This is a genomic window from Mycobacterium sp. Panama NTM2 (genome assembly GCF_054355555.1).
On sequence record NZ_CM135953.1, the window covers coordinates 5138833 to 5162084 of the forward strand.

Genomic DNA, 23252 nt, shown 5'->3' on the forward strand with positions numbered 1-23252 from the left:
ACCTGTCCGGCATATCTGTCGCCGGGGTACCTCCCGTTACGAAAGCAGACATCATGACCCCGGGCCAAATCGGGACGCTCACGGCCCGGTCGGGGGAAGCCCGGTGTACGGCGGATCGACCGGCTCCGGGATCGGCAGACCGCACCGGGCGAGTTCGTAGAGCGGCACGCGGTCGATGCGGTAGCGGGTGTATTCCGCGGCGTGCACCACGTTGGACAGGAACCGGCGAATGCCCATCGGCGCGCGGATCGCGTCGAGCACCTTCTCGGTCTCGGGGCATTTCAGCGCCGCCTCGGCCTGACGGATCCAGTCCTCGTCCAGGTACGGCGGAATCCACGGTCGCTCCTTGAGGAACGGCCCCTCGGCCACCGCCCAATCCGGGAACAGGTTCTTGTCGTGTCCGATGCGGCCGTCGGTCAGCCGCGCGGTGTGCGCGGCGAGCGGGTTGGCCAACCCGATCTGATCGATGACGCGCACGTCGAGGCCGACGTTCATGCCGAGCATGCCGAGATTGGTGAAGAACACGGTGTGCGGGCCGACGTACCCGCCGGCGGCCGCTGCCCGGACCTCCGGAGGGGGCGGAAGCGCGGGCACGACGTCCCAGCGGTCGTAGTTGCCCGAAGGAAGCAGGAGCGCCCCGTCCGGCGTGTTCTCGATCGCGGTCAGCACCGCCCGCATCCGCGGATAGTCCAGGTAGTCGGACGCCGTCAACGGGTGAGCGTGCCCGGTGGCCTGGGAGTAGAACCGGCGCTCGTCGACGATGCCGCTGTAGGTCACCCGCGTGGCGTCGGCTCCCAGCCCCGGCGAATTGGCCGCCCAGAGCGCCCATCCCGCCACGGCCAGCCACAGCACCGCAGTCGCGCCGGCGTACAGGTAGCCGGCGCCGCGCGCCATCCGGGTGCGGTCGGGCAGCAGCAGCGGGATCACCGCCACCGGGGCCAGCAGACAGAACATCGGCGTCAGCAGTACCCGGCCGTGCATGAAGTCGCCACCCTGCCGGATCCAGTAGACCGCTTGCAGGACACCGGAGATCAGCATGAAAGCCACCACCGCGGGCGGACTCTGGACCGCGCGCGCAATCCAGCCGGATTCTCTGCGGGTGTCGCCTGCCGGGGTGCGCTGCGCCCATCGGGGCCGGCCGCGCAGCAGCAGCACCATCAAGCCCAGCCCGATCAGCAGAATCGCAGGCGCCCAGAGCAGATAGGGCCGGTTGAAGTTGGCCAGGTAGACCAAGCCCTGGTCCCACTTCGCCCCCGACGCATCCTTGGCCAACGCGGTCCCGGGAACCAGCAACCCGTAGTAGCCCATGCGAAAGATCTGATAGGCGACCGGGATCAGACCACCGGCCACGACGAGAGCCACCCGCGCCGCCCAGCCGGTGGTGGCGACGAGCATCATCACCAGCGCGACGCCGCCGATCAGTGCCAGCTCGGGACGCACCAGCACCGAGAATCCCGCGACGACAGCGAGGGTGATCTGGAATCCACGGGATGCCCCGCCTCGGCGCGGGGCCTGCGACCAGCAGACCATCATCCACCACAGGAGCCCGAGATAAGCCAGCACCAAACCGTTTTCGAGCCCGGAGGTGGCGAAGTCACGTGCCGGCGGAACCGCGATGTAGACCAGCGCGCCCGCGGGCAGGAAGATCGCGCGCCGCCCGCCGAGGCCGGGGGCGTACAGACGCGCGGTGCCCAGCATCAGCAGGGCCACGCCCAGCAGGCTGAGGACCAGAGCCAGGACCAGCGCCACGTACTCGAGGCGCGCCGATCCGGCGATGAACCCGCCGAGGGTCACCAGATAGGACCACGCGGTGGAGGTGTTGGCCTCCACCCGCTCACCGGCGTTGAACACCGGACCGTTGCCCGCCAACAGGTTTCGCACCGTCCGGAGCACGATCAGGCCGTCGTCCGCGATCCAGCGCCGCTGCCAGGCGCCCCACCCGAAGAGCGCCACGACCGTGGCCACGCTGACCCACAGACTGATCCGCACCCAGGCGTGGTACGGGAAGGCGGGCCACCGGTTCAGCCGGTCCGCCGCCGCGGTGGTGATCCGCTCAGCTGAAGAAGATTGCGGCACCGATGGTCCCGATCCACGCCAGCAGCAGCAGCTGCAGAACCCGATCCTTCAGCGCGATCTCCTCGGGTTCGCCGGCCAGCCCTCCGTCGACGTCGACGGCATAGCGCAGGATCGCGATGGTGATGGGAATGATCGTGATCGCGTACCACGAGGCGTTGGCACCGTCGCGCTCGAAGGCCCACAGGCTGTAGCAGACCACCATCGCCGTGGCCGCCACGGTCCACACGAACCTCAGGTACGACGCGGTGTAGCTCTCCAGCGACTTGCGGATCTTGGCGCCGGTGCGTTCGGCCAATTGCAGTTCCGCATAGCGCTTGCCGGCCACCATGAACAGGGACCCGAACGTCATGACCAGCAAGAACCACTGCGACAGTGGGATACCCGCGGCGGCGCCGCCGGCGATCGCACGGATCAGGTAGGCCGAGGAGACGATGCAGATGTCCAGCACCGCTTGATGTTTGAGGCCGAAACAGTAGGCCAACTGCATCGCGATGTAGACGGCGATCACCACGGCGAGGTTCGGCGAGGCGAGCAGCGAGATGGCCAGCGAGGCCACACCGAGGACAACCGCGAGGGTGTAGGCCAGCCACTCGGGAACCACTCCGGCGGCGATGGGCCGGAACCTCTTGGTCGGATGCGCGCGGTCGGCCTCGACGTCGCGCGAATCGTTGACCAGGTAGATGCACGACGCCGCCAACGAGAACGCCACGAACGCGATCACGATGTTGATCGCCATCACGTCGTAGTCGTAGCGGACCGTGCCGCCGAACGCCGCGATCGGGGCGGCCAGCACGAGCAGGTTCTTCACCCACTGCCGCGGCCGGATCGCTTTGATGACCCCGGCCGGCAGGTTCTTGGGCGGCCCCGCCGACGATCCCGTCTCGCGAACCTGGGATGTACTCATCGCGATCCTCCTTCGAGCGCATCGGCGGCCCTGGCGACCACGCCGGCGACGGCGGTGCCGACGGCGACCCCGGCGATGACGTCGCTCGGATAGTGCACGCCGAGGACCAAGCGCGACAACGCCATCGGCGGGATCAGCAGCGCGGGCAGCGGCAGGCCGGTCGGGCGGGCGAGCAGCACCGCTGCCGCGGCGGTCGACGTGGCATGCGCCGACGGGAAGCTCAACCGACTCGGGGTGCCGACGTTGACCGCGATCGCCGGGTGGTGCGGACGCGCACGACGCACCACGCGCTTGATCAGGACCGCGGCGGCGTGTGCGGCGAACGCGCCGACGCCGGCGGTCACGTACTGGCGTCGCCGAGCCGGCACGAGCCAGGCACCGAGCGCGGCGACGGCGAGCCAGCCGAGGCCGTGCTCGCCGAAATGCGACAGGGCCCGCGCCCCCGGCAGCACGCCCGGGCGATGCGCCATCGTCGACTGCACCGCCACCAGCGCGGCATCCTCGCCGCGCGGCGGCTCAGACACGGCCGGTCTCGGGGATTGTGTCCAGCAGCACGCTCTCCCACTTCTGTGTGCTGGTCAGCATCGGCAGCGCGGAGCGGTACGCCTTGCGCATCTTGGTGAACTTGCGGGCGATCAGCGCCTGCCGTTTGAGCGACTCGCGCAGCAGCTCGAACATCTTCTCGCGGTCTCGCTGGCGATACACCACGCCGCGGCCGTCGGCGGTGGTCACGGTGACGCCGTCGACGTTGCACAGCGAGAACCACCGCGCGTCCTGGGTGGCGACGTTGACCTGGGGACGCTGATGGTGTTCGGGATCGTGGGGCTTGAGCTGGTGCACCACGCCGCGGCTCAGCCGCAGCGAGATCGCCAGCGGGTTCGTCGGGATCTCCACCTTCTTGCGCCAGCGCTTGTCCGACGGGGTCGGCAGCGTGGTGGCGCTGGGCAGGACCACCGCGTCCGGATACTCCTGACGCATCGCGCGGACCTCGGGCAGCGACGACTCCAGGATCGAGAAGAGCCGCTCGGGGCCGGCGAGGAAATCGTCCATCGCCTTGTTCTGAATCGCGACGGTCGAATACTCAAGGCAGAGGAGATGTTTCAGCGTCGCTTTGAGGTGGCTGCGCAGCAGGCCGCGAATGTTGCCGTCCCAGTGCAGGGCCGCCACGATCAACCGGTTGCGCAGGTGGAAGTACGCCTGCCAGTCGATCGCGTCGTCCTTGTCGCTCCACGCCATGTGCCAGATCGCCGCGCCGGGCAGCGTCACCGTCGGGTATCCGTGCTCACCGGCGCGCAGGCCGTAGTCGGCGTCGTCCCACTTGATGAACAGCGGCAGCGGCTGGCCCAGTTCCTCGGCGACCTGGCGCGGGATCATGCACATCCACCAACCGTTGTAGTCGACGTCGATGCGTCGGTGCAGCAGCCGGCTGCGAGGCTCGTCCTCGTCGTTCAGTGGATACTTCGCGAAGTTGTGGTCGTACTCGGTGTTGACCGCACCGGTCCACATGAAGTTCTCGGAGTCGACCATCTCACCCATGACGTGCAGGTGGCTGGGCTCCTGCAGGTTGAGCATCTGGCCGCCGACGAGGGTGGGCACCTTGGCGAACCGATTCATCGCAAGGGCGCGCAGGATCGAGTCGGGCTCGATCCGGATGTCGTCGTCCATGAACAGGATCTGTTCGCAGTCGGTGTTCTTCAGCGCCTCGTACATCACGCGGCTGTAGCCGCCCGAGCCTCCGAGATTGGGCTGGTTGTGGATCGAGAGCCGGTCACCCAGCGCCGCGGCGGCCTCAGCGAAACCGGGATGGTCCTTGGCCTTCTTGGTGCCCTGGTCGGACACGATGACGGCGCTGATCACCTCGTCGACCAGCGGGTCGGACGTCAACGCCGCCAGGGCGCTGACGCAGTCCGAGGGCCGGTTGAACGTCGGGATACCGACGGCCACGTTCGCCCGTCCGGGCGCCGGGATCGGCGCGTACCAGCCCGCGTGGTGCAGCGTCGTCGGGGAGTCGGTGGTGATGTCGAACCAGATCCAGCCGCCGTCCTCGAACGGGGTGAGGTCGATCTCGAATTCCGCGACCGCAGGCTCGTCGTCGGAGACGCTCACCACGGGTGCACCACCGACGGTGATGCGCGCACCGGTCGCCTTCGACCGGTAGACGTCCACGCGGGCGCTGCCCGTGAGCTCCACGCGCAGCACGACGCAGTCCAGCACCGACCAGCGTCGCCAGTAGCTGGCCGGGAACGCGTTGAAGTACGTCGCGAACGACACCTCGGATTCGGTGCCGATCTCCAGCGTCGTGCGGGTCGGAGCGTGCGCACGCCGGGCGTTGGTGTCCGACTCCTCGATGTAGAGCTTGCGCACGTCGAGCGGCTCACCGGGACGCGGCAGGATCACCCGGGCCAGCGGGCTCACCGCCGCGGACTGACCCGGCGCGAGCGCGCCGGACGGGATGTCGCTGGTTGTCATGTGTCTGTCTCCTCGACCAGCGGCGCACCGTCACGCAGATGCGGCGCCAGCGTGTTGTCGTACATGTTGAGCGCGCTGGCGATCGCCATGTGCATGTCCAGGTACTGGTAGGTGCCCAGTCGTCCGCCGAAAAGCACGTTGGCCGTTGCGGTCTCGGCCTTGGCTCGGGTCCGGTAGGCAGCCAGCAGAGCGCGATCGGACTCTGTGTTGATCGGGTAGTAGGGCTCGTCGTCGGCCTCGGCGAAGCGGGAGTACTCCCGCATGATCACCGTCTTGTCTTCGGGGTACGCCCGCTCGGGATGGAAGTGCCGGAACTCGTGGATGCGGGTGAACGGCACGTCCGCGTCGTTGTAGTTCATCACCGGGGTGCCCTGGAAATCCCCGGTGGGCAGGACCTCGAGGTCGAAGTCCAGCGTGCGCCAGCCCAGCCGGCCCTCGCTGTAGTCGAAGTAGCGGTCCAGCGGGCCGGTGTAGACCACCGGAGCATCGGGGTTGGCCGCCCGCAACTCGTCGCGCACGTCGAACCAGTCGGTGTCCAGGCGCACCTCGATGCGCTCGTCGGCGGCCATGTTCTCCAGCCACGCGGTGTAACCGTCGACCGGGAGACCCTCGTAGGTGTCGTTGAAGTAGCGGTTGTCGAAGGTGTAGCGCACCGGCAGCCGATTGATCGTCGAGGCGGGCAGTTCCTTCGGATCGGTCTGCCACTGCTTGGCGGTGTAGTCCTTGACGAACGCCTCGTACAGCGGACGGCCGATCAGCGAGATGGCCTTCTCCTCGAGGTTCTGCGCGTCCGCGGTCTCGATCTCGCCCGCCTGCTCGGCGATCAAGGCCCGTGCCTCGTCAGGGGTGAAGTAGCGGCCGAAGAACTGGCTGACCAGCCCCAGCCCCATCGGGAACTGGTAGGCCTGGCCGTTGTGCAGCGCGAAGACGCGGTGCTGGTAGCCGGTGAACTCGGTGAACTGCCGCACGTAGTCCCACACCCGCTGGTTGCTGGTGTGGAAGAGGTGCGCGCCATAGCGGTGCACCTCGATACCGGTCTGCGGCTCGGGTTCGGAGTACGCGTTGCCGCCGAGGTGCGAGCGCCGTTCGAGGACCAGAACCCGCTTGTCGAGCTGGGTGGCCGCCCGCTCGGCGATCGTCAGGCCGAAGAACCCGGAGCCGACGACATAAAGGTCGAAGGCACCATCGGGTGAGCGGGAATCAGAGGAGAACATCGGCAGCAAGGGTATCTGACGGCGGGTGCCCGCCCCGCGGTGGCGCAGCGGCGCAGGTCGCGATTAGCTCACGATTCCATATCGTCACTCTGGTCCCACCAGTCACATCAGTATCATCGATCGCGTAGCACCGATCCGCGATCTACCGCCTGTAGTCCATGTATTGAGGAGACTTCCGTGCCGAACCGACGTCGCCGCCGGCTCTCGACAGCCCTGAGCACAGTCGCCGCTCTGGCCGTCGCAGGTCCCGTTGCAGTTGTCGCCACCACCCAGCTGACCTCGCCGTCCACGCAGCCGCAGCATCGCGAGTTCCGCCAGGCCGCCACCATCACCGACCTGCCCGGTGAGTTGATCTCCGCTCTGTCGCAGGGGCTTTCGCAGTTCGGGATCAACCTGCCGCCGCTGCCCACGGGCCTGCTGACCGGCACCGGCGCCACGTCGCCGACCACCCTGACCCCTGGACTGGGCACGGGCCTGGGCACCGGCCTCGGCGCGCCGTCGCTCACCGACCCCGGGCTGGCGAACCCCGCGCTGACCAGCCCGATCGGCGCCACCCCGTCCCTGGCCGACCCGGCCCTGAGCTCACCCGGTCTCACCACACCGTCTCTCACGGATCCGGCCCTGAGCGCGCCCGGGCTGACCACCCCGGGCCTGACGACCCCGGCGTTGACCACACCGTCGCTGACCACGCCGGCCGGGCTCACCACGCCGGGCCTCAGCACGCCGCCGGCGCTGACCGACCCCGTCCTGGGCGCGGCCCCGATCTCGACGGCGGGACTCGGCGCGGGCGAGGTGCCGATCTCGGCGCCCATCGGCCTCGATCCGGCGCTGGGCGCGGGCTACCCGATCCTCGGCGACCCGTCCCTGGCCGCCACCCAGCCGGTGGCGTCCAGCAGCGGCGGCCTGCTCGGTGATCTGACCAGCGCTGCCAACTCCCTCGGCGCGGGCGAGGCCATCGACCTGCTCAAGGGCGTGTTGATGCCGGCGATCATGTCGGCGGTCAAGCCCCCGGCGGCAGCGGCTGCCGCAGCCCCCGCGGCAGCAGCAGATGCCGCCAGCGCCGCGGCCGCCCCGGCTCAGGCCGGGCTGGGCGCCGCAGAGGCGGCGCTCGACGCCGGCTAGTACCGCCCACGACCGAAGACCACCCACGACGACGGCACCGTAGAAGCCACGTGCTCTGCGGTGCCGTCGGCGCGTCCGCGTGTCGGAACACCAGTAACAGCTGACACATACGTAACATCAGCCCGTGCTGTGTCGTCGTCCGAGGTCGACACTGATCGCCGCGCTGGCGGGGACGGTGTTACTCACCGCGCTGCTGGTGCGCGCAATCGTCGCCGCCGGTCCGTCACCCGCCCCCGCGATCGCCGCTCCGCAGATGGCGTCGCAGCCGCTGGCAGAGATCGGCGGGGGCCGCACCGTCCGCGAGATCCATCAGGACACCCCGTTCTCGATGGTCGCGCTGACCTCTGGTGACCTGACGGGCACCACTGCACGCGTCCGAGCGAAGAAGTCCGACGGCAGCTGGGGACCCTGGTACGACGCCGAGGCGCTCGAGGGTGTGGGCCCGAGCAGTCACGCCGCCCCGCGCGGCACCGAACCCGTGTTCGTCGGACGCACCACGACGGTTCAGATCGAGGTGACCCGCCCGCCCGACGCTCCCGTCACCGGACCTGCGGGCCCCGCGCAGGAGCCACGCCCGGGCCTGGGCTACATCCCTGCCACCGTCGAGCAACCCTTCGGGGAGAACATCAACGCCGTCCTGATCAGCCCGCCTCAGGCACCGGTCGATCTGCTTCCCCTGCCCAACGCCGCCACCCCGCCGGGGCAACCGCCGAGCATCATCAACCGCGCCGCCTGGGGCGCCGACGAATCGATGCGCTGCGGAGAACCGCGCTACGACAGCAAGATCCAGGCCGGAGTGGTGCACCACTCGGCGGGGAGCAACGACTACACACCACAGGATTCCGCGGGGATCGTCCGCTCGATCTACGAGTACCACACCCGCACCCTGGGCTGGTGCGACATCGCCTACAACGCGTTGGTCGACAAGTACGGGCAGGTGTTCGAGGGCCGCGCCGGCGGTATGACCCGGCCGGTCGAGGGCAGCCACACCGGTGGGTTCAACCACAACACCTGGGGCGTGGCGATGCTCGGCAACTTCACCGACGTGCCTCCCACGCCCATCCAATTGCGCACCACGGCACGACTTCTCGGCTGGGTGCTTGGCCAGGCCGGGGTCGATCCGCGGGGCACGGTGGTGCTGCCGTCCGAAGGCGGAGCATTCACCAAGTTCCCGTTCGGCTCGTCACCGACGCTGCCGACCATCTTCACCCACCGCGACGTCGGCAACACCGAGTGCCCGGGCAACGCCGCCTACGCGCTCATGGGTCAGATCCGGGAGATGGCAGCAGCATTCAACGAGCCACCCGGGGCCGACCTGTTGATCGAACAACTGCGGGGCGGCGCGATCTTCGACACGTGGGAGAAGTTGGGCGCGGTGCGCAGCTACCTCGGCAAGCCCACCTCACCCGAAGCGTCCGGAGAGGGCGCCACCCGGTATGCCACCTTCGAACACGGCGCCATCTACTGGTCCCCCACGACGGGTGCCGAACCGATCACCGGCGAGCTCTACAACGCCTGGGGCACATTGGGATTCGAGCGAGGCGCCCTCGGCCTGCCGACCAGCGCCGAGATCGCCGAACCGCAGTGGATCGTGCAGAACTTCCAACACGGGACGCTCAACTTCGATCGGGAGAAGGGCACCGTCACCCGCGTGACCGACGGCATCCCGGTCGAGCTGACCCGCCGGGTCGACAACCCCGTGCAGCTCGAGCGATTCACGCCCCCGATCAACCCGGCCTGACCGAACCCGAGTCGGTCAGCCCCAGAACCGCTCCAGCACCCGCGCGACGCCATCCTCGGCGTTGGTCGCCGTCACCTCGTCCGCGGCCGCGACCGCGTCCGGATGCGCGTTGCCCATCGCGACTCCCAGCCCCGCCCACGCCAGCATCGGCACATCGTTGGGCATGTCACCGAACGTGACGATCTGCGCGGCGTCGATGCCGAGCGGCGCACTCAATTCCGCGATCCCGGTTGCCTTGCTGATCCCGGTGGGGACGATCTCGATCAGGCCGTTGTTCGTGGAGTACGTGATGTCGCCGGCCCCACCGACATGCTCGATCAGGGCCGCGGCCATGTCGGCACTGCGCGCCCCCGCCTTGCGGATCAGCAGCTTCACCGCCGGCGCGCTGAGCAGATCCGCCAGCGACACCTCCGTGTTGTCCGGGTTGAGCCACGCGTGTTCGTAACCCGGAGAACTGACGAACTGCGGGGTCGCGGCGTCATGGGCGGATCTGCCCACCCGTTCGACCGCCAGACCGGCGCCGGGAATCACTCGCGCAGCGATCTCGGCGAGCTGTGCGAGTTGGTCGGCAGACAGGGTGCGCGCGCTGACGATTCGATCCACGGACGGGTCGTAGATCACCGCGCCGTTCGCGCACACCGCCATCGGCGCGAAACCCAACTGATCGACGATCGGGGTGATCCAGCGCGGCGGCCTGCCCGTGGCGAGCACGAACCGCGCGCCGGAATCGACGACGGCGCGGACCGCCTCGCGGGTGCGCGGGCTGACCGTTTCGTCCTCGTCGAGCAGGGTGCCGTCGACATCTGTCGCCACGAGTTCGGGCGTCACGCCGATCCTTTCCGCTTGCGGGCCCGCGCGGCGAGCTCCTCTTCTTCGCGCCGGGCGGCTTCGACCGGGGTGGGCGCGCTTCCACCGAGCCGGCGCGGTAACCACGCCGCCCCGGCCGGGGCCGGGTACCCCTGTTGCGCGTCGTGCAGCAACGCGGTCATCGCCTCCCGCATCCGGCCGCTGAGTTCATCGACACCGACGTCAGGGACGATCGGTTCGCCCACCGCTACGGTGACCGGAATCTTCTTGCGGCCCAACGCTCGTGGTTGGTCCTTGGTCCAGATCCGCTGCGCACCCCAGACGATCAGCGGCACGATCGGCACCTGTGCCTCACGCGCCATGCGGGCGGCCCCACTCTTGAACTCCTTGAGCTCGAAGCTGCGGCTGATGGTGGCCTCGGGGTAGACCCCGACGATCTCCCCGGCCCGCAGCGCCTCGACGGCATGGACGTAGGCTTGCGCGCCGGCCGTGCGATCCACCGGAATGGTCTTGGTGTGCTTGATCAGATAGGCGACCACCTTCACCTCGTTCATCTCGGCCTTGATCATGAACCGCATCCGGCGACCCCGGTGCATGGCAGCCAGCGCGGCAGGCAGCCAGTCGACGTAGCTGGTGTGGTTGATCGCGATGACCGCCCCGCCCGAGGTGGGCATGTTCTCCAACCCGCGGAAGGTGATCGTCGTTCCGGTGGCCCGGACCAACAGCGTCGCCGCGATCTCGAGCGAGCGGAAGACCGGCTCCACGGCTTATCCCGGTGCCTCGGCTGACGGCCCCGCCCGGCGGGCGGCCTTGGCGGCCGCCTCCTCGGCGTCCATCCGGTTGGCCTCGGCCAGGGTCGGCGCACCGCCGCCCAGGCGATGCGGCACCCAGAACTCACCGGGAGGATGCGGCCCGTACGCGTCCTGCACCTCGGTCAGCAGGTGCTGCATGCGCGAATGCAGCAGCGCGGTCAATTCGGCCGCGGGCAACGTCGGAGGGATGGGAGCGCCCACCGCCACCGAGATCGGCACCTTGGGTCGCCACATCTTCTTCGGGTGGCCCTTGGTCCAGATTCGCTGAGCGCCCCACACGATGTGCGGCACGATCGGCACACCCGCGTCGATCGCCATCCGGGCCGCGCCGGATTTGAAGTCCTTGATCTCGAAGCTGCGGCTGATCGTGGCCTCGGGGTAGACACCGACGAACTCGCCGTCGGAGAGCTTCTGCACCGCCTCGGCATACGACGCCGCGCCGCTGTCCCGGTCGACCGCGATGTGGCGCAGGCTGCGCATGATCGGCCCGGTGACCTTGTGGTCGAAGACCTCCTTCTTGGCCATGAACCGGACCTTGCGGCCCAGGTGCTGCTGGTAGGCGGGCAGCCCGGCGAAGGTGAAGTCGAAGTAGCTGGTGTGGTTGATCGCGATCACCGCACCGCCGGTGCGGGGCAGGTTCTCGACGCCGGTGACGGTGAAGGTCAGGCCCTGCGCGCGCCAGACGAGCCGGGCGAGCTGGATGACAGTGCCGTATACCGGTTCCACAGGCGCCAGCGTAGTGCGTGGCACAGTGGGCCTCGCCGTGAGTACGCCGAGCCGATCGATGCCCGTCCCGGCCGTCGTGTCCCGGGTCGCGGGCGGGCGGCCGGTGACCGCGGTGTGGGTGAACGACCTGGGCGGGGTCACGTTCGCCGTCGGCCGTCCTCCGGCCGAGTACGTCAAAACCTACCCGGAACCGGTGGCCCACCTGCTCGTCGACGAGGCGGTGCGGCTGGCATGGGCTCGTCGCCACGCGACCGTGCCCGAGGTGCTGGACAGCGGTCGCGGCTGGTTGCACACCGCGGCCCTGCCCGGTCGCTCGGCCGTCGACGCGCAGTGGACCGGCCGACCCGCCGATGCTGCCCGCGCGATCGGCGCCGGGCTGCGCGCGCTGCACGACGCCCTGCCGGTGGTCGACTGTCCGTTCGGCGCGCCGTCCTGGATCGGCGAGGGCGCTCCCCCACCCGAACGGCTCGTGGTGTGCCACGGCGACGCCTGCGCCCCCAACACTCTGATGGCTGACGACGGCTCGTTCGCCGGCCACGTCGACCTCGGCGACCTCGGCATCGCCGACCGCTGGGCCGACCTCGCCATCGCCACGATGTCGCTGGACTGGAACTATCCGGGCGGCGAGTGGGAGGCGGTGCTGCTCGGTGCCTACGGGGCGGCACCGGACGCCGAACGCATCGCGTTCTACCGGCACCGGTGGAACGACGAGCCCGCGCGGCCGGGCTAAGCTGGCAGCCGAGCAAGCAGTCGTCAGAGGGGTATTCGTGCAGGTCACCAGTGTCGGGCACGCCGGCTTTCGCATCGACACCACGGCCGGGAGCATCCTGTGTGATCCGTGGGTGACCCCGGCCTACTTCGCCTCCTGGTTCCCGTTCCCGGACAACAGCGGCTTGGACTGGACCGCGCTGGGCGACGTCGACTACCTCTACGTCTCGCATCTGCACAAGGACCACTTCGACCCCGTGATCCTGCGCGATCACGTCCGCAAGGACGCCGTGGTGCTGCTGCCGGATTACCCCGTCCCGGATCTGCGCCGCGAGCTGGAGAAGCTCGGCTTCCACCGGTTCTTCGAGACCACCAATTCGGTGAAACACCGCGTCAGCGGTCCCAAGGGCGACCTCGACGTGATGATCATCGCCCTGCGGGCCCCCGCGGACGGCCCCATCGGCGACTCCGGCCTGGTGGTCTCCGACGGTGAGACGGTGGCGTTCAACATGAACGACGCCCGCCCGGTCGACCTCGACGTGCTGGCCGCCGATTTCGGTCAGGTCGACGTTCACATGCTCCAGTACTCGGGGGCGATCTGGTACCCGATGGTCTACGACATGCCCGACCGGGCAAAGCACGCATTCGGGGTGCAGAAGCGTCAGCGACAGATGGACCGGTGCCGGCAGTACATCGCGCAGGTCGGCGCCACATGGGTGGTGCCATCGGCGGGTCCGCCGTGTTTCCTGGACCCCGAACTGCGTGACCTCAACGACGACCACGGCGACCCGGCGAACATCTTCCCCGACCAGGTGGTGTTCCTGGATCAGATGGCCGCCCACGGGCACACCGGCGGGCTGTTGATGATTCCCGGTTCGACGGCGACTTTCACGGGCTCCGCGCTGGATTCGCTGCACCACCCGTTGCCCGACGACGAGGTCCGGGCGATCTTCACCACCGGCAAGGCCGACTACATCGCGGCGTACGCCGAGCGGATGGCCCCGGTGCTGGCCGCCGAGAAGGCCTCCTGGGCGCCGGCGGCGGGCGAGTCGCTGCTCGAGCCCCTGCGGGACCTGTTCGAGCCGATCATGTCGGCCTCCGACCAGATCTGCGACGGTATCGGCTATCCCGTCGAGCTGCGGCTGGAGTCCCGGGACCATCGAGAAACAGTGGTGCTCGACTTCCCCAAACGCGCTGTGCGGGAACCGATCCCGGACGAGAAGTTCCGCTACGGCTTCGAGATTCCCGCCGAGCTGGTGCGGACGGTCGTTCGTGACCGGGAACCGGACTGGGTGAACACGATCTTCCTGTCCACCCGGTTCCGCGCCTGGCGGGTCGGTGGGTACAACGAGTACCTGTACACGTTCTTCAAATGCCTGACCGACGAGCGCATCGCCTACGCCGACGGCTGGTTCGCCGAGGCCCACGACGACACCGCGTCGATCACGCTGGACGGGTGGGAGATTCAGCGCCGCTGTCCCCATCTGAAGGCTGATCTGTCGAAGTTCGGTGTGGTGGAGGGAACCACGCTGACGTGCAATCTGCACGGTTGGCAATGGAACCTCGAGAACGGCCGGTGCCTGACCACCAAGGGCCACGAGCTGAGGTCGCAGAAGCTGTGAGCCTCGGCGCCCCCGCGAGCCCGTTCTACGACGACGGGCTCATCCAGCTCGACCGCGAAGCACTGACGTTGCGCCGCTACCACTTTCCGTCGGGCACCTCGAAGATCATCCCGCTGCGTGACATCCGCGGCTACCAGGTCAGCCCGCTGGGGCTGTTCATGTCGCGATTTCGGCTGTGGGGCACCGACTTCCGGCATTGGCTGCCCCTGGACGTGAACCGGCCGCTCAAGTCCACGCTGGTCGTCCTCGACGTGCGCGGCGCCTTCCCGCGGCCTGCCTGTACGCCCGTACACCCGAACGCGTTCGTCGACCTGCTCGACAAGCTGCTGAACGATCGCTAATTCGGGGTGAGCACCTCGACCCCGAGATAGGGCACCAGCGCCTGGGGTACCCGCACGCTGCCGTCGGGTTGCTGGTGGTTCTCCAGAATGGCGACCAGCCAGCGTGTGGTGGCCAGCGTTCCGTTCAGCGTGGCGGCGGTCTGCGGCTTGCCGTTGTCGTCTCGGTAGCGCACCGCCAGGCGACGAGCCTGGAACGTCGTGCAGTTCGAGGTCGACGTCAGCTCGCGGTAGGTCTGCTGCGTGGGAACCCATGCCTCGCAATCGAATTTGCGGGCTGCCGAGGAGCCGAGGTCGCCCGCGGCGATGTCGATCACGCGGTAGGGCACCTCGATGTGGGCGAGCATCTGACGCTGCCAGCCCAGCAGGCGCTCGTGCTCTGCCTCGGCGTCGGCGGGCTTGCAGTAGACGAAGCCCTCGATCTTGTCGAACTGGTGCACGCGGATGATGCCGCGAGTGTCCTTGCCGTAGCTGCCCGCCTCACGCCGAAAGCACGACGACCAGCCGGCGTATCGGCGGGGACCGTTCGACAGGTCGAGGATCTCATCGGAGTGGTAGCCGGCCAGCGGCACCTCGGACGTGCCGACGAGATAGAGGTCGTCGTCGGCGAGGTGGTACACCTCGTCGGCGTGGGCACCGAGGAACCCCGTGCCTGCCATGATCTCCGGGCGCACCAGCACCGGCGGGATCATCAGCGTGAACCCGTTCTCGGTGGCGGTGCGCACGGCGAGCTGGAACAACGCCAGCTGCAACAGGGCGCCGTACCCGGTGAGGAAGTAGAACCGGGACCCCGACACCTTGGCGCCGCGGTCCATGTCGATCAATCCCAGCGACTCGCCGAGATCCAGGTGATCCTTCGGGTTCTCCAGGACGGGTGGTTCGCCGACCGTGTCGAGCACCACGAAGGCGTCCTCGCCGCCCGCAGGCACGCCGTCGATGACGACATTGGCGATCGCCATGTGCGCCGCGGTGAAGGCCCGCTCGGCCTCGGCCTGAGCCGCCTCGGCGGCCCGCACCCGGTCGGCGAGTTCCTTGGCCGCCGCCAGTAGCACGGGGCGTTCGTCAGGGGAGGCCTTCCCCACCGCCTTGCTGGCCGTTTTCTGTTCGGCGCGCAAGGTGTCCGCTTCCGAGATGGCGGCACGTCGGGCGGCATCGGCGTCGGCCAGGGCGTCGACGAGGCCGGGATCTTCCCCCCGCGCCCGCTGGGATGCCCGCACCGCGTCAGGGTTTTCTCGCAGCACTTTCAGGTCGATCACATCGCGCAACCCTACGGGCCGCAGCGTCAGCCGCATAACGTTACAGCTGCATCACTTGTCACAGCACCTGACACGCCTGCCACAATGGTGGGCGATGTTCTCGTCGTCCTCGAACCCACCTGAGCCGCCGCCCGCCGGTCCGGAGCCGCGCTCGCCACGCTGGTGGCACAGCCTGCAGGCCGAGGGAACGCGCCGCGCCCTGCTGCTGACGGCCCTGGGTGGCCTGCTGATCGCCGGTGTCATCACCGCGCTGCCGCAGACCGATCCGGCCGGCGGCCTCACCGCGAACTCGATCTCGCTGGGCCCCCGCGGCAACGACACGTTCGACCACGCCAAGAGCGGCGATTGCCTGACCTGGCCGGAACGCACCCCCGACGCCGCCGAGGTCGTGGACTGCACCGCCGAGCACCGCTTCGAGGTGGCGGAGTCGGTCGACATGCGCACGTTCCCGGGCAGCGAGTACGGACCCGACGCCGCGCCACCCTCGGCCGCACGCATCCAGCAGATCAGCCAGGAGCAGTGCACGGCCGCCGTCCGGCGGTACCTCGGCGCGAAGTACGACCCCAACAGCAAGTTCACGATCAGCATGCTCTGGTCCGGCGACAAGGCCTGGAAGCAGTCCGGGGAGCGGCGCATGCTCTGCGGCCTGCAGCTGCCCGGCCCGAACAACCAGCAGCTGGCCTTCACCGGCAAGGTCGCCGACATCGACCAGTCCAAGGTGTGGCCCGCCGGCACCTGCCTGGGCATCGACCCGACCACCAACCAGCCCACCGACATCCCCGTCGACTGCGCCGCCCCGCACGCGATGGAGGTCACCGGTGCGGTGAATTTGGCCGAGAAGTTCCCGGGCGCGCTGCCACCGGAAGCCGAGCAGGACACGTTCATCAAGGACACCTGCACCAAGATGACCGACGCCTACCTGGCCCCCATCCAATTGCGGAACACCACGCTGACGCTGATCTACAGCACGGTCTCGCTGCCCAGTTGGTCGGCGGGCAGCCGGCAGGTGTCGTGCAGCATCGGCGCCACGCTGGGTAACGGCGGCTGGTCGACACTGCTCAACAGTGCCAAGGGTCCGCTGATGATCAATGGGCAGCCGCCGGTGCCGCCGCCGGACATCCCCGAGGAGCGCCTGAACCTGCCGCCGATCGAGGTGCCTTCGGTGCCGGACACGTCGTCGCAGTCCAGCAGCTCCAGCTCCAGCTCCGGTTCGGGCTCCCAGTCGTCGCAATCCTCCGACAGCAGCCAGCAGACCCAGCACATGCCGCAGCTGGCGACGACGGCCGCACCGACGCCCACCCAGCAGGCGCCCGCGCCCGATCCGGTACCGGGGCAGGGCAACACGTTCCTGGGCGGCCCACCACCCCCGCCGCCCGCACCCCCCGCCGAGGTGGCGTTGCCGCCCGCCGAGCAGGCGCCTCCGGCCGCGCCGGCGCCGGCGGAGCCGGTACCACCCCCGGCCGCACCACTTCCGCCGCCCGGCCCCTGATGGCCGTGCGGATGAGTCCGCAGCGGTTCGACGAGCTGGTCGGTGACGCGCTCGACCTGCTCCCGGCCGAGCTGGCCGCGGCGATCGACAACGTGGTCATCCTGGTTGCCGACCGCAATCCCGACGAGCCCGAGTTGCTGGGGCTCTACGAGGGCGTGGCGCTCACCGAGCGCGACTCCTGGTATGCCGGTGCGCTGCCCGACACCATCACGATCTATCGCGATGCGCTGCTCGACATCTGCCACACCGACGCCGAGGTGGTCGACGAGGTCGCCATCACCGTGATCCACGAGATCGCCCACCATTTCGGCATCGACGACGAGCGTCTGCACGAACTCGGCTGGGGCTGAGCAGTACTCGAGCGCGGCAACCCGATCGTGTCGGCGATGAGTGCTAAGAACAGACCATGAGCGAACAGTGCCGTGCCTGCGCGGCGGGTCTCGAGCACTGCCACGGTGCGCTGATCCACCACGCTTATCGGCGGGAGGAGTGCACCGAGGACGGTTGCCTCACCCCGCCCGCCGCCCACGACATGCACCTCGATTGCGATGCGGTCGGCTGCGCGTGCGACCAGGAGGATGGCCGGGTGGCGGTGGTGTCAGCCCATCGGGTCGGCTGACGCCGCGGCACCGTCGCCGACGGTCGTCACCGCCGCGGCGTCCGGGCCGAACGGCGGCGTCAGCGCGCCCCACTGCAGGCAGTTCCAGCGTCCGTCTGTGACGGGCGCGAGCACCACCGTCTCGGTGTTGGCGAGGTGATGGTCGATCGCAAAGGTGCTGTCGACGCCGGCGAGCACGGCGGCCACCAGCCGGATGGCGGCGCCGTGGCTGACGACGACGATGTCGCTGTGCCAGGTGTCGTCGTCGAGGTAGCGCGTGCGCAGGTCGTCGAGCACCGGAACGTAGCGGTCGAGAACCTGATGACCTGTTTCGCCGCCCGGCAGCGCGACACCGAGCTCCCCGTCGTGCCAGCGCCGGTAGATCGCCGTGAACTCCTCGTGGGCGGCCTCGTCGCTCCGGTCTTCCAGGTCGCCGACCTGCACCTCGTGGATGCCGTCGACCTCCGCGAGCGCGTGGGCCGCACCGAGCACCCTGCTGATCTCGCCGGCGGTCTGGACGGCGCGGGTCGCAACGGAGTGCGCGATGAGACCGGGCTGCGCGGCCAGCGTGCTCGCGAAGCGGCGAGCCTGGTCACGGCCCAGATCGGTCAGGTGGGCGCCCGGCGGGCGGGTGTCGAGCCGCCGCGCCACGTTGCTGTGCGTCTGTCCGTGCCTCACCAGCACGAGGCGCCCGCTCACGTCCGGCCCTCGCGCAGTCGTGTCAGCCACGTCGTCGCCTCGTCGGTCGACGGGGGTGGGGTGCCTGCCGGCTCGCCGGTGGGCCAGGACCCCAGGTAGCGCACGTCGGCGCAGCGGCGATGGAGTGCGCGCAGCGCTTCGGCGACCGGGGCGTCGTCGATGTGGCCGACGAAGTCGAGGAAGAACATGTAGGTGCCCAGCTCGGTGCGGGTGGGCCGGGACTCGATGCGGGTCAGGTCGATGTCGCGGATCGCGAGTTCGGTCATGGCCATCGCGAGCGAGCCCGGCACATTCGCCAGCCGGAGCACCACCGACGTCCGATCGGCCCCGGTGCGCGCCGGCGGTGCGGCGGGTGCTCCCACGAGGACGAAGCGGGTCCTGGCGTTCGGTTCGTCGACGACGTCGGTGGCCAGCGCGTCCAAGCTGTACCGCTCGGTGGCCAGCGCGGTCGTGACTGCCGCGTCGGCGCGGCAGGCGGCGACTTCGGCGGCGGCCGCCGCGTTGGAGTGGGCCGGCAGCACGCTCACGCCGGGCAGGTTGGCGGCCAGCCACCCCTTGACCTGGGCGGTGGCGATCGGGAACGCCGACACGGTGCGCACCGACGCGGCGGGGACGCCGGGTCGTACCGCGATCGTGAACGCCACGTCGAGGGTGAGTTCGGCGTAGATCTGCACCGGCGGGCCGTCGGCGAGACTGTCGAGCGTCGGCAGCACGGACCCGTCGATGGAGTTCTCGATCGGAACGCAGGCGAAGTCGGCGTCGCCGGAGCGTACGGCGGCCACCGCGGCGGATGTGCTGTCGGTGGCGACCCGGGTGACGGGGCCCGGCGCGGGAATCAGGCGGTCCGCGTCGAGGGTGCGAAGTGCCGCCTCGGTGAACGTTCCCTCAGGGCCGAGGTACGCGATGCGGGACACGGGGTCAGCCTATCGGGTGGGTGCACTTGTGCTGGTCGACGGCATAAAGCCTTGCGTCGCGCCATACTTGTGTTTAAGTTAGCCTCACCTAACTCAGGAGGCGACAGTGCAGGGACCACCACAGACACCGATCCAGACACCGACGACCGCCGAGCGGATCCGTAGCGCCTGTGCACGCGCTACCGCAGCGATGGTCGCCACCGACGGGCTCGACCCGACACCCACCCCGGTGGTGCACCTGCTCTGCGACGGGTCGGTCGCCCTGACCGTTCCCGCCGCGAGCGCACTGGCCGCGACAGCCGCCACGTCCGGCGCCGCGGGTGTGCAGGCAGTGCTCGAGTTGACCGACTACGCGCCGCTGCCGCTGCGCGAACCGGTCCGGTCGCTGGTGTGGATACAGGGCCGGTTGTGGACCGTGCCCGACCGCGAGGTGCCCGCCCTGCTCGACCTGATCGCCGCCGCGAATCCCCACCCCGCCCTGCTGGAGGTGAACAGCGTCGAGGGCGAGGATGCGCTCATGCGTCTGGAGATCGAGTCCGTGGTCGCGGCGGATTCCACCGGCGCCGAGGCCATCTCGGTCGCGAGCCTGCTCGGCGCACTGCCCGACCCGTTCTGTGCGATGGAATCGGCCTGGCTGCAACACCTGGACGCCGAGCACCGCGACGTCGTCGACCGATTGGCCAGCCGACTGCCCGGGGCCCTGCGCAACGGCCGTGTGCGTCCACTCGGACTCGATCGCTACGGCGTCGCGCTGCGCGTCGAGTCGACCGACGGCGACCACGATGTCCGGCTGCCGTTCCCGCATCCCGTCGACGACGTGACCGGGCTGAGCCGGGCGATCCGGATCCTGATGGGTTGCCCGTTCCTGAACGGGCTGCGCGCCCGCCGCGTCTGACGCGCGCCTGATCGACAGGCCCCGGCACACCGCTACCGTAGCTGCGGTGAGCGAACCGCCGACCGATGCGCAGCGTCGCGCCCTGCGCATCGAGATCGCGGTGGTCCTCGCCGTCACCTTCGGGTTGAGCGGATACACCGCGCTGCTGCGTCTGATCGAAGCCGTCCTGCTGGGCCTGTCGGGTCAGACAGTGGCGCTGAACCCACGCCGGTCGCCGTTCAGCCTGATCGACCTCGGTCTCAACCTCGCCGGACTGTTCCAGCTGCTGGCCTGGGGCGGCCTCGCGCTGTATCTCCTGTGGCGCGCCGGCGACAGCCCCGCACGCATCGGCCTCGCCCGATTCCGGTGGCGCACAGACTTTCTCGGCGGCGTCGGGCTGGCCCTGGTGATCGGCATACCCGGGTTGGCGCTCTACCAGCTGGCCCGTGTCCTCGGGGTCAACGCCTCGGTCGAGCCCGCCGAACTCAACGACACCTGGTGGCGCATCCCGGTGCTGCTACTGCTGTCATTCGGCAACGGGTGGGCCGAGGAGGTCGTGGTCGTCGGCTTCCTGCTGACCCGGCTGCGCCAACTGCAGGTCAACCCGTGGGTCGCGCTGGCCCTGTCGAGCCTGCTGCGCGGGATCTACCACCTCTATCAGGGTTTCGGAGCCGGACTCGGCAACGTCGCCATGGGAGTGGTGTTCGGATACGCGTGGCAGCGCACGGGACGGCTGTGGCCACTCATCGTCGCCCACACGCTGATCGACGCGGTCGCCTTCGTCGGGTACTCCTTGCTGGCCGGCCGATTGACCTGGTTGCAGTAGGTTCTTGCTGTGAACGACGAGCGGCCGCCCGTCCCCCGGCCGGCGCCACCGCCCCCGCCACGTGGCCATCCGCCGCGGCGGGAGCCGCCGCCACAGCTCCGGCGCGATCCGCGCTACCGGCCCGCACCCCCGCCGGCCGCACCCTCACCGCCGGTTCCGCCGCGACGCCCCGCCCCGCCGCCGCCGCACGCACGGCGACCCCCACCCGTTGCGCGCCCACCCGCTGCGCGCCCACCTGTTGCCCCGACCCCGCCGCGACGCCCCCCGCGCCGCCCGCGGCGCTGGCTACGGGTGATCCCGGTCGTACTGCTGGTGGCGGTCCTGGCGCTGCTCGGTGCCGGCGTCTGGATCGACACCACACTGCGGCGCGTCCCGGCTCTGACGGACTACGCGGACCGGCCCGCGCAGGGGGCCGGGACGACATGGCTCCTGGTGGGTTCGGACAGCCGGTCCGATCTGACCCCCGAACAGCAAGCCGAGCTCGCGACCGGTGGAGACCTCGGCAACAGCCGCACCGACACGATCCTGCTGGTCCATCTGCCCGGACTGGGGTCGAGCACCCCGGCCACGATGGTGTCGATCCCCCGGGACTCGTACGTGCCGATCCCCGGATACGACAGCGACAAGATCAATGCCGCCTTCTCCCTCGGCGGCCCGGCGTTGCTCGCCCAGACGGTCGAGCAGGCCACCGGACTGCGCGTCGACCACTACGCGGAGATCGGTTTCGGCGGCTTCGCAGGTCTCGTCGACGCGGTCGGCGGCGTGACGGTGTGCCCACCGGAACCCGTCAACGATCCGCTGGCCGGCATCGACCTGCCCGCCGGCTGCCAACACGTGGACGGACAGCAGGCACTCGGGTTCGTGCGCAGCCGCGCCACCCCGCGCGCCGATCTCGACCGGATGGCCAATCAGCGCGCCTTCATGTCCACGCTGGTGCACCGCGCGGTCAGCCCGTCGGTGCTGCTGAACCCGCTGCGCTGGTACCCGATGGCCACCGCGGCGGCCGACACCGTCACCGTCGCCGACGGCGACCACGTGTGGGATCTCGCGCGGCTGGGCTGGGCGTTGCGCGGCGACCTGCAGAACATCACGGTGCCGATCGGCGAGTTCACCGAGAACGGCTCCGGTTCCATCGTCGTGTGGGACAGCGAGGCGGCGCAGCAGTTGTTCTCCGCGCTGGCGTCGGATGCACCGATCCCGCAGGACGTGCTCGATGCCGCGAACCCCTGACCGTCAGTCGCGACCCGCGCCCTTCAGGCCGTTCTGCAGCCAGTCCTTGGTGCGCCCGGGATGGTTGGTCGCGATCCACGCCACCCCGAGGTCACGGCAGTACTGCACGTCCTCGTAGTGGTCGACGGTCCAGCAGTAGAGGGCACGTCCCTGCGCCGCGGCACGGTCCACCAGTTCGGGATGCTCGCGCAACGTGGCGATCGACGGGCCGACCGCGGTCGCGCCGACCGTCGTCGCCGCACTGCCCCCGAGGAATCGGGACGTCTCGCCCAGCAGCACCGTCGGCAACAGCGGAGCCGCCCGCCGAATCCGCCAGACCGCCGCGGCGGAGAACGACATGACCACTGCCCGGGAGAGATCCGCCGACGCGGGTGAGGCGATGCCGTACCGGTGCAGCAGCGCGAGCACCTTGCTCTCCACCAGTGCGCCGTAGCGGACGGGGTGTTTGGTCTCGATGAACATCTTCACGGGCCGGTTCCAGTCGAGGACCAGCGACACCAGATCGTCGAGAGTGAGCAGCCCGGTGTCGCCCTGGCTGCCGTCGGGACGCCAACTCGGATGCCAGGAGCCGTAATCGAGTTCCCGCAGCTGGGCCAGGGTCATCTCGCTGACCAGTCCGTTGCCCGTCGACGTGCGGTCCAGCCGACGGTCGTGCACGCACACCAGGTGCCCGTCGCGGGTCAACCGCACATCGCATTCCACCGCGTCGGCACCCTCGTCGAGCGCCCGCGCATAGGCCGCTCTGGTGTGTTCGGGCAGATCGGCCGAGGCGCCACGGTGAGCCACCACGAACGGGTGGCCGTCGGACGTCCCGCCGGAACTCATGA

General features: G+C 69.5%; 23 protein-coding genes. 11 read left to right on the forward strand and 12 right to left on the reverse strand.

Annotated elements, in window-relative coordinates; translation table 11 throughout:
- Nucleotides 1-78: 78 nt before the first annotated feature.
- The 5 genes from aftB to glf are packed head-to-tail and all read right to left on the reverse strand — an operon-like array spanning nucleotide 79 to nucleotide 6663.
- Nucleotides 79-2076: a terminal beta-(1->2)-arabinofuranosyltransferase gene (gene aftB, locus ACXYX3_RS24645; protein WP_458609383.1), complete on the reverse strand. Its 1998-nt coding sequence runs from the start codon at nucleotides 2074-2076 to the stop codon at nucleotides 79-81.
- A complete protein-coding gene (locus tag ACXYX3_RS24650) occupies nucleotides 2054-2980 on the reverse strand; it encodes a decaprenyl-phosphate phosphoribosyltransferase (protein WP_241204822.1) in 927 nt (308 codons plus the stop codon). The genes aftB and ACXYX3_RS24650 overlap by 23 nt, the downstream gene beginning before the upstream one ends.
- Entirely contained in the window at nucleotides 2977-3504 is a 528-nt protein-coding gene (locus ACXYX3_RS24655) for a phosphatase PAP2 family protein (RefSeq protein WP_458609384.1), read from the reverse strand. The genes ACXYX3_RS24650 and ACXYX3_RS24655 overlap by 4 nt, the downstream gene beginning before the upstream one ends.
- Nucleotides 3497-5449, reverse strand: coding sequence for a glycosyltransferase (locus tag ACXYX3_RS24660; protein WP_241204824.1), 1953 nt, complete (start codon nucleotides 5447-5449; stop codon nucleotides 3497-3499). The genes ACXYX3_RS24655 and ACXYX3_RS24660 overlap by 8 nt, the downstream gene beginning before the upstream one ends.
- Nucleotides 5446-6663 (reverse strand): UDP-galactopyranose mutase, encoded by a 1218-nt coding sequence (glf, locus tag ACXYX3_RS24665; RefSeq protein WP_458609385.1) that lies wholly within the window; start codon nucleotides 6661-6663, stop codon nucleotides 5446-5448. The genes ACXYX3_RS24660 and glf overlap by 4 nt, the downstream gene beginning before the upstream one ends.
- A 177-nt stretch (nucleotides 6664-6840) precedes the next feature.
- On the opposite strand from glf, the gene ACXYX3_RS24670 reads away from it, so the two are divergent.
- Together ACXYX3_RS24670 and ACXYX3_RS24675 are read left to right on the forward strand one after the other, a co-directional pair.
- Nucleotides 6841-7785, forward strand: a complete 945-nt coding sequence (locus ACXYX3_RS24670) for a hypothetical protein (protein WP_458609386.1) — start codon at nucleotides 6841-6843, stop codon at nucleotides 7783-7785.
- A gap of 124 nt (nucleotides 7786-7909) precedes the next feature.
- The gene (locus ACXYX3_RS24675) at nucleotides 7910-9526 is read left to right on the forward strand and encodes an N-acetylmuramoyl-L-alanine amidase (protein ID WP_458609387.1); all 1617 of its coding nucleotides are present in this window, start codon (nucleotides 7910-7912) and stop codon (nucleotides 9524-9526) included.
- Between the two features lie 15 nt (nucleotides 9527-9541).
- On the opposite strand, the gene ACXYX3_RS24680 is transcribed toward ACXYX3_RS24675, so the two are convergent.
- The 3 genes from ACXYX3_RS24680 to ACXYX3_RS24690 are packed head-to-tail and all read right to left on the reverse strand — an operon-like array spanning nucleotide 9542 to nucleotide 11871.
- The gene (locus tag ACXYX3_RS24680) at nucleotides 9542-10354 is read right to left on the reverse strand and encodes an HAD family hydrolase (protein WP_458609388.1); all 813 of its coding nucleotides are present in this window, start codon (nucleotides 10352-10354) and stop codon (nucleotides 9542-9544) included.
- The gene (locus ACXYX3_RS24685; protein WP_458609389.1) at nucleotides 10351-11097 is read right to left on the reverse strand and encodes a lysophospholipid acyltransferase family protein; all 747 of its coding nucleotides are present in this window, start codon (nucleotides 11095-11097) and stop codon (nucleotides 10351-10353) included. The genes ACXYX3_RS24680 and ACXYX3_RS24685 overlap by 4 nt, the downstream gene beginning before the upstream one ends.
- A gap of 3 nt (nucleotides 11098-11100) precedes the next feature.
- Nucleotides 11101-11871, reverse strand: coding sequence for a lysophospholipid acyltransferase family protein (locus ACXYX3_RS24690; RefSeq protein WP_241204830.1), 771 nt, complete (start codon nucleotides 11869-11871; stop codon nucleotides 11101-11103).
- Between the two features lie 37 nt (nucleotides 11872-11908).
- On the opposite strand from ACXYX3_RS24690, the gene ACXYX3_RS24695 reads away from it, so the two are divergent.
- From ACXYX3_RS24695 to ACXYX3_RS24705, 3 genes are read left to right on the forward strand one after another with little or no spacing between them, the layout of a single operon-like run.
- Nucleotides 11909-12601: a phosphotransferase gene (locus ACXYX3_RS24695; protein ID WP_458609390.1), complete on the forward strand. Its 693-nt coding sequence runs from the start codon at nucleotides 11909-11911 to the stop codon at nucleotides 12599-12601.
- Between the two features lie 37 nt (nucleotides 12602-12638).
- Nucleotides 12639-14201 carry a Rieske 2Fe-2S domain-containing protein gene (locus ACXYX3_RS24700; protein ID WP_458609391.1) on the forward strand — a complete coding sequence of 521 codons (1563 nt, stop codon included), beginning with the start codon at nucleotides 12639-12641 and terminating at the stop codon, nucleotides 14199-14201.
- The gene (locus ACXYX3_RS24705) at nucleotides 14198-14542 is read left to right on the forward strand and encodes a hypothetical protein (protein WP_241204833.1); all 345 of its coding nucleotides are present in this window, start codon (nucleotides 14198-14200) and stop codon (nucleotides 14540-14542) included. Before ACXYX3_RS24700 ends, ACXYX3_RS24705 begins: the two co-directional genes overlap by 4 nt.
- Here the strand turns inward: ACXYX3_RS24705 and serS are convergent.
- Nucleotides 14539-15795: a serine--tRNA ligase gene (serS, locus tag ACXYX3_RS24710; RefSeq protein WP_458609392.1), complete on the reverse strand. Its 1257-nt coding sequence runs from the start codon at nucleotides 15793-15795 to the stop codon at nucleotides 14539-14541. The two genes, ACXYX3_RS24705 and serS, sit on opposite strands and share 4 nt — an antisense overlap.
- A gap of 94 nt (nucleotides 15796-15889) precedes the next feature.
- Between serS and ACXYX3_RS24715 the strand changes: the two genes are divergently transcribed.
- From ACXYX3_RS24715 to ACXYX3_RS24725, 3 genes are read left to right on the forward strand one after another with little or no spacing between them, the layout of a single operon-like run.
- Nucleotides 15890-17284, forward strand: a complete 1395-nt coding sequence (locus ACXYX3_RS24715; protein ID WP_458609393.1) for a septum formation family protein — start codon at nucleotides 15890-15892, stop codon at nucleotides 17282-17284.
- A complete protein-coding gene (locus tag ACXYX3_RS24720; protein ID WP_458609394.1) occupies nucleotides 17284-17634 on the forward strand; it encodes a metallopeptidase family protein in 351 nt (116 codons plus the stop codon). Before ACXYX3_RS24715 ends, ACXYX3_RS24720 begins: the two co-directional genes overlap by 1 nt.
- A 56-nt stretch (nucleotides 17635-17690) precedes the next feature.
- Nucleotides 17691-17903, forward strand: a complete 213-nt coding sequence (locus tag ACXYX3_RS24725) for a hypothetical protein (RefSeq protein ID WP_241204837.1) — start codon at nucleotides 17691-17693, stop codon at nucleotides 17901-17903.
- Here the strand turns inward: ACXYX3_RS24725 and ACXYX3_RS24730 are convergent.
- A complete protein-coding gene (locus tag ACXYX3_RS24730) occupies nucleotides 17883-18581 on the reverse strand; it encodes a histidine phosphatase family protein (protein ID WP_241204838.1) in 699 nt (232 codons plus the stop codon). The two genes, ACXYX3_RS24725 and ACXYX3_RS24730, sit on opposite strands and share 21 nt — an antisense overlap.
- Nucleotides 18578-19495: a prephenate dehydratase gene (pheA, locus tag ACXYX3_RS24735; protein WP_458609395.1), complete on the reverse strand. Its 918-nt coding sequence runs from the start codon at nucleotides 19493-19495 to the stop codon at nucleotides 18578-18580. Before pheA ends, ACXYX3_RS24730 begins: the two co-directional genes overlap by 4 nt.
- A gap of 106 nt (nucleotides 19496-19601) precedes the next feature.
- Between pheA and ACXYX3_RS24740 the strand changes: the two genes are divergently transcribed.
- From ACXYX3_RS24740 to ACXYX3_RS24750, 3 genes are read left to right on the forward strand one after another with little or no spacing between them, the layout of a single operon-like run.
- Nucleotides 19602-20390, forward strand: a complete 789-nt coding sequence (locus ACXYX3_RS24740) for a DUF2470 domain-containing protein (RefSeq protein ID WP_458609396.1) — start codon at nucleotides 19602-19604, stop codon at nucleotides 20388-20390.
- Between the two features lie 46 nt (nucleotides 20391-20436).
- The gene (locus ACXYX3_RS24745; RefSeq protein WP_458609397.1) at nucleotides 20437-21195 is read left to right on the forward strand and encodes a CPBP family intramembrane glutamic endopeptidase; all 759 of its coding nucleotides are present in this window, start codon (nucleotides 20437-20439) and stop codon (nucleotides 21193-21195) included.
- A 9-nt stretch (nucleotides 21196-21204) separates the two neighbouring features.
- Nucleotides 21205-22425, forward strand: coding sequence for an LCP family protein (locus ACXYX3_RS24750; RefSeq protein ID WP_458609398.1), 1221 nt, complete (start codon nucleotides 21205-21207; stop codon nucleotides 22423-22425).
- Between the two features lie 3 nt (nucleotides 22426-22428).
- Here the strand turns inward: ACXYX3_RS24750 and ACXYX3_RS24755 are convergent, their stop codons facing one another.
- Nucleotides 22429-23250, reverse strand: coding sequence for a glycerophosphodiester phosphodiesterase (locus ACXYX3_RS24755; RefSeq protein WP_241206810.1), 822 nt, complete (start codon nucleotides 23248-23250; stop codon nucleotides 22429-22431).
- Nucleotides 23251-23252 lie beyond the last annotated feature (2 nt).